This window comes from Amphibacillus sediminis NBRC 103570 (assembly GCF_001552275.1).
Lineage (GTDB): Bacteria > Bacillota > Bacilli > Bacillales > Amphibacillaceae > Amphibacillus_B > Amphibacillus_B sediminis.
This window is the reverse complement of sequence record NZ_BCQW01000053.1, coordinates 1-5,563: the sequence shown is the minus strand read 5'-3', so window position 1 is coordinate 5,563 and position 5,563 is coordinate 1. Positions and strand designations below refer to the sequence as shown.

Sequence of the window (5,563 nt, the reverse complement as noted above, 5' to 3'; positions counted from 1 at the left end):
AACAATGAGATGTGACGCTTATCATTTGGTGACTTTTTGAACATCCTTTTTAATCCGTGTTCAAAAGGTTGCCAAATTAGAAGCAAGCAGGTCGAGGCGGCGAAGTTTTGAGCAACGGAACGTATGCCTTTTAGATACGTGAGTCGCGCAAAAACAAGCCAACAATGAGATGTGACGCTTATCATTTGGTGACTTTTTGAACATCCTTTTTAATCCGTGTTCAAAAGGTTGCCAAATTAGAAGCAAGCAGGTCGAGGCGGCGAAGTTTTGAGCAACGGAACGTATGCCTTTTAGATACGTGAGTCGCGCTAAAACAAGCCAACAATGAGATGTGACGCTTATCATTTGGTGACTTTTTGAACATCCTCTATTGGAGGTCCCTATTGAAACTATTTAAAAAATACTCATTCAAACTCATATTATTTGTTAGCCTAACTGTTTTCTTTATTGTGATGCTATCTACCATTATTTTGATGAATTATCGAGTCTCTGTGAATGAAATTGTCCATTTAACAGCAAGCCAACAGCAGACAAATTTAGATTTAATCAAGCAAAACATTGAAGAAAAATTGCGATCACTTGAAACAAATGCTGTTGTTTTGTCAAGACAGCGCAGCCTAAATGAAGTGATTAATAATCGAACAAGTTACTACCAGGCCTATTCTCTTAGCATTGATTTTTCAAATTCCGTTTACAGTAATGGTGCGTTACATTCGATTGAGATCTACATGAATGATCCACCGACAAACAATATCCAGAACCCTGTTCGGTACGGTCACCTTGATCATGCCAAGCAGAGCGATTGGATTCATTTATTAGATAAACAAATATCGGCTTGGCTAGGGATTAGAACTGTTGAAATGATTGCTGGTGAAGAACGTGTGATCAGTCATGCTCGTGTTATTAATAATGCACGTGGAGATATGCAAGCGATTATCGTTCTAAATCTAGACCCTTTAATCGTTGAAAATTGGTTACGTTCATATCCAAATGAATCCACTCTCTATTTAATTAATGAAAACGATCATGTCTTAGCAAGTACAAATCATGTTGTAATTGGTGAAAACTATGCTGTCTCTTCAGCAATTAAGGAACAACCGTACCTTATTGAAGGTGATGAATTAGTGGTTAAAACCGATCTCCTCCCCTATGAGTGGAAGTTAATCGGTGTTACTCCGTATCACGAATTAACAGAATCAAGTAAACAAGTGGCAAAGGATTTATTATTATTTAGTGCTTTGCTCACTCTCGTGGTGATCATTATCATCAGTGTGCTTACGAACCAGCTAACAAAACCCATTGCTAAATTAACAGATCTCATGAATCATTATCATCTAGATAGCACGGTTCAAGACATTCCGAAAGACTATCATAATGAATTTGGCCAGTTATTTTCAGGCTATCGTAACCTTATTACACGAAATGAACACTTACATAATTCGCTAATAAAACAATACAAGCAGCACAAACATGCGGAATTAAGAGCTTTACAAGCAAATATAAATCCACACTTTCTCTATAACACACTTGATCAACTCAACTGGCGAGCAATTGAACAAGGTGATGATGAGATGAGTATGATGATTGAACTATTAGGGGATATGTTGAGAACAGGCTTATCCAATGGTGAAAGTATTATGACAATTGAAGAAGAAGTAGACTATGTAGAAAAATATTTGAAACTCCAAGTCATTCGAAAACAAAATCATTTTCACTATCAAATTTCTTGCCAGGATTCCATAAGTCAAGCGCTTATTCCTAAATTAACATTACAGCCCTTTGTAGAAAACGCTATTATTCATGGGTTGCAAGACCTAAAAGATGGGCTTATCACCATCTCTATTTCAGAAAAAAACGAGATGGTCTTAATATCAATTAAAGATAACGGGGTTGGTGCAGATTCATTTACTAAAAGTAATAAAGTGATTAAAACAGGTGGCTATGGTATTAAAAATGTTAAAGAGCGATTAAATCATTACTACAACAATAAAGCAAAAGTAAATCTATTTAATCGAGCAGAAGGCGGTGTCGAAGTACAACTAGTGATTCCTAAAGTGACAAATAAAGACGAATTTTCTTTTTAGAAGGTGGTCCAATTCCTACTAAATGACAGCAGCGCCTTAGTACTAGCTCTACTAACGTCTCTATATGTCTGAGTATGCCTTTTATAGATCAACAAAATCAAGGAGGAACAAACATGACCTGGTCGATTGCTATTGTTGATGATGATTACCAAGTGCTAAAGGGGATTACAGCAACTTTATCCCATTCCAATTTGAACTGTAAGGTAGTAGGTACTGCCAAAAACGGTAAGGAAGGCTATGATATGGTCATGACCAAACAGCCTGATTTAGTCATTACAGATATTTATATGCCTAAAATGGATGGTATTGAAATGATCAGATCATTGCGTCAACAGAATTTTGACAATAAAATTATCATACTAAGTGGTTATTCTGAATTCAAACATGCTCAACAAGCGTTAAAATTAAAAATTGAAGATTACATTTCGAAACCTGCTTCACGATTAACGATTATTGAAACAGTAGAAGGTATTTTCCAGCAACTTGAGGAACAGCGAAAAAATCAGCTCGATTATCAGCGCTACAAAACGAAGGTAAGGCAATATGAACAATATTTAACTGAGGAGCTTATTGAATTAGCTGTTAAAGGACTGTTAAATCTGACTACTTTACAAGTCGATCAGAAAAAAGTGATTGCTGGGTGGGGATCACAATTACATTTAGCGATAAAACTTCAATTCTCTTTAGCCAAAGAGAAACAAAGTAATCAAGCCGAATATCCATTAATGGATTTTGCCATTGCTAATATCATTAAAGATACCATTTATGATTTTGATTTAGACTATCATTATATTGAAATTGATCGAATTAATAGTATTTTATGTCTGCATACCCCTCATCAGAACAAGGCGATTTTAGCAGATCACTTAGACAAGCTTATCAAACAAATCAAGCATAATCTTGACCGATTGCTCTCTGTTGAAGTAAGTTATGAAATCGGAACTTATACGACGAATTGGACAGAAACAGTTGATCGCATTCATGATCTTTTAATGAAAAAAAACCCAAACGAATCGGACGCTTATATGATTGAGGTTACGTCAATAAAGAAGGAGCTCGCACGGGCAATTCGTTCAACTGATATAGAGCTAATCCAGCATACTTTGCAGCACTTCTTTGTCAATATATTTGAGTTAGCCTTTATTCCGTCCATTGCCTTGCATGTCGGAATCGAATTATGGACAATCTTTAAATATGAGTTAGCAGACAATGGTATTAGCATGACAAAAAGCGTTAATACATCTTTTAATCTCTATCAACAATTTGCCCAATTTCGATCATGGCAAGAATTGTACGATTATTTTAACGATATCATTAACGAAATTGCCAATCAGCCTGTTTTTCAAGAGAACATTCGTCACTCAAAACTGATCGATCAGGTATTAAAATATATTGACCAGAATATCGATAAACCCATTACCCTTAATGAAATTGCAGAAGAACTATATATTTCTCGTAATTATTTAGGTAAGCTCTTTAAAAATAAGATGCAACTATCCTTTAAAGAATACCTTAGACAGACACGGATTGAAAAGGCAAGGAAAATGCTACTCGCTGGTAATGATAAAATTTATCAGGTTGCTGAAGCAGTAGGGTTTGATAATCCAGCCTATTTTACCGCTGTTTTTAAAAAAGTATTAGGCTACTCTCCATCTCAACTTTTACATGAAGAGATACGAGAGCATGGATAATATGCGCGAGGAGTAAAAAGATTGCAGACAGCTAACGATTTGATATACTTGTGAAAGATATCTTTTATCTGATATGGAGGACTACAAATGGCACAGACAAAACAACCATATGGCAGTGTCTTGATTAAAGCCGATCACATTCTTGAATTTCTATCACGTGATAACAATCCACAACGACTAAGTGACATTGCCAAACAGACAAACCTAACCAACCCTACAGCACTAAAAATTTTAAATACATTACTGCTGATTGGTTATGTTCAAAAAGATCCTGATACCAAAATGTTTAGCTTAGGTCCACGCCTGATTAAGTACGCAAATAAAAGCCTACACCAAATTAGTATTAAACAAATTGCCCAGCCTCACCTAGAACACTTACAAAAGGTGACAACAGAAACGGTTCACTTAGGTATCTATGAATTAGATCAAATTAAATATATTTCAAAAATCGAGAGCAAAAAACCTGTCTCACTTTATTCAGAGATAGGAAAATCGATTCCATTGTATTGCTCAGCAATGGGGAAAGCTGTCTTAGCAGATTTTACCGATGAACAGATCCAAGAATATCTGAAGAGAAACCCACTGATCAAAAAAACTGAAAATACGATTGTGACTGAAGCTCAGCTTTATCGTGAAATTGAAAAAGCTAGAGAACAAGCGTATGCGTTTGATGACGGAGAGCACGATTATGAAGTATTTTGTATTGGGAGTAGTATCACTGTTAATGGAAAGAACTATGGTGCGATTAGTGTTAGTTTACCGAAATACCGTCTAACAGATCAGCTGTTAGACGATCTGATTAACCATATCCTCATATGCAAAACGAATATCATTGAAGAATTACGTTGAAAAGCCTGATTCAATGATTAGGGTAAGATTGCTGATTCAGGTTAAATGTATTTTTGCTCGTCTTTCACCTTAATAGCTTGGCATAGCTTTGGTGGTGTAATGGATACTCCACCTTCTCTTTTCTGTAAACTGCTTTCGAAAGTAGCAGGCAAAAACCGTAACTCAATTGTGCACAATGATTAAAGATGTTAGCTGTCTTCGTTTAGTTTTTCCCACTCACTTAGATACATCTGCTTCGTTATATTTTTAGGATTGGGAAGTTTACAAATGAACTCAAGACTATTGCCATCAGGATCATTAAAGTGGATTTTGGCATGAGCGATACCATGATGGGCCATTACAAATGGCTCAATTGGTTCAAAACCGAAGGCTTCTCTTGCCTCATAACCTCTTTCGTTTAACCACAAGATTGCTTCTTTTAGACCGTCTAAAGAAACTTCAAATGCTATATGCCTGATGGAAGGATGGTATTCAAGTTCAACCTTGTCTGTTTCCCATAGTCCCAACCAACTTTTATTTTTTTCTATCCAAAAAAAAGCTAGCTTATCATCATGGCTATGAGAAAAGGTTAAACCTAGTTTTGTATAATATGCTATAGAACGTTTCAAATCGCTAACTGGTAAATGTGCCTCATATAATCCTAGTATCATTGATTATTTTCACTCCTTACTAAAATGTCTCGACTGTCTTGGTTCGTAGCAGAAGCTATTTCTATCTAATAATATCACACGATCAATGATTATTCGATGCTAGTGCTTTTGCAATTATCAAAACCACTCACCACTTATCGACTAACGGTTCGAATGAAGTTAAAGGAGTCGTATTCCTGACCACATTCAGATAAAGTGAAACTTCGTTCAGTGGAGGGTTTTTCCCCCACTGAACGTTAGTTGAACTAATCGGGCCGTTACTGGCTGTTGGATCTCCCACTTAGACATC

At 36.0% G+C, this 5,563-nt stretch carries 4 protein-coding genes; 3 read left to right on the top strand and 1 reads right to left on the bottom strand.

What is annotated here, in order from left to right:
• Positions 1 to 383 precede the first annotated feature (383 nt).
• The 3 genes from ASE01S_RS15170 to ASE01S_RS15160 all read left to right on the top strand — a co-directional run bounded on the left by ASE01S_RS15170 (position 384) and on the right by ASE01S_RS15160 (position 4,624).
• Positions 384 to 2,084: a cache domain-containing sensor histidine kinase gene (locus ASE01S_RS15170; protein WP_067844372.1), complete on the top strand. Its 1,701-nt coding sequence runs from the start codon at positions 384 to 386 to the stop codon at positions 2,082 to 2,084.
• A 113-nt stretch (positions 2,085 to 2,197) separates the two neighbouring features.
• Positions 2,198 to 3,775 (top strand): response regulator, encoded by a 1,578-nt coding sequence (locus tag ASE01S_RS15165; RefSeq protein ID WP_067844369.1) that lies wholly within the window; start codon positions 2,198 to 2,200, stop codon positions 3,773 to 3,775.
• Positions 3,776 to 3,862: 87 nt separating this feature from the next.
• A complete protein-coding gene (locus tag ASE01S_RS15160) occupies positions 3,863 to 4,624 on the top strand; it encodes an IclR family transcriptional regulator (RefSeq protein WP_067844366.1) in 762 nt (253 codons plus the stop codon).
• A 188-nt stretch (positions 4,625 to 4,812) separates the two neighbouring features.
• Here ASE01S_RS15160 and ASE01S_RS15155 read toward each other — a convergent pair whose 3' ends face one another.
• Positions 4,813 to 5,274, bottom strand: a complete 462-nt coding sequence (locus tag ASE01S_RS15155; RefSeq protein WP_067844363.1) for a VOC family protein — start codon at positions 5,272 to 5,274, stop codon at positions 4,813 to 4,815.
• Between the last annotated feature and the right edge of the window lie 289 nt (positions 5,275 to 5,563).

What these genes read in the sequence shown, in the direction of transcription:
- ASE01S_RS15155 (WP_067844363.1), bottom strand. Translation starts at nt 5,274, where the DNA reads ATGATACTAGGATTATATGAGGCACATTTACCAGTTAGCGATTTGAAA.
- ASE01S_RS15160 (WP_067844366.1), top strand. Translation starts at nt 3,863, where the DNA reads ATGGCACAGACAAAACAACCATATGGCAGTGTCTTGATTAAAGCCGAT.
- ASE01S_RS15165 (WP_067844369.1), top strand. Translation starts at nt 2,198, where the DNA reads ATGACCTGGTCGATTGCTATTGTTGATGATGATTACCAAGTGCTAAAG.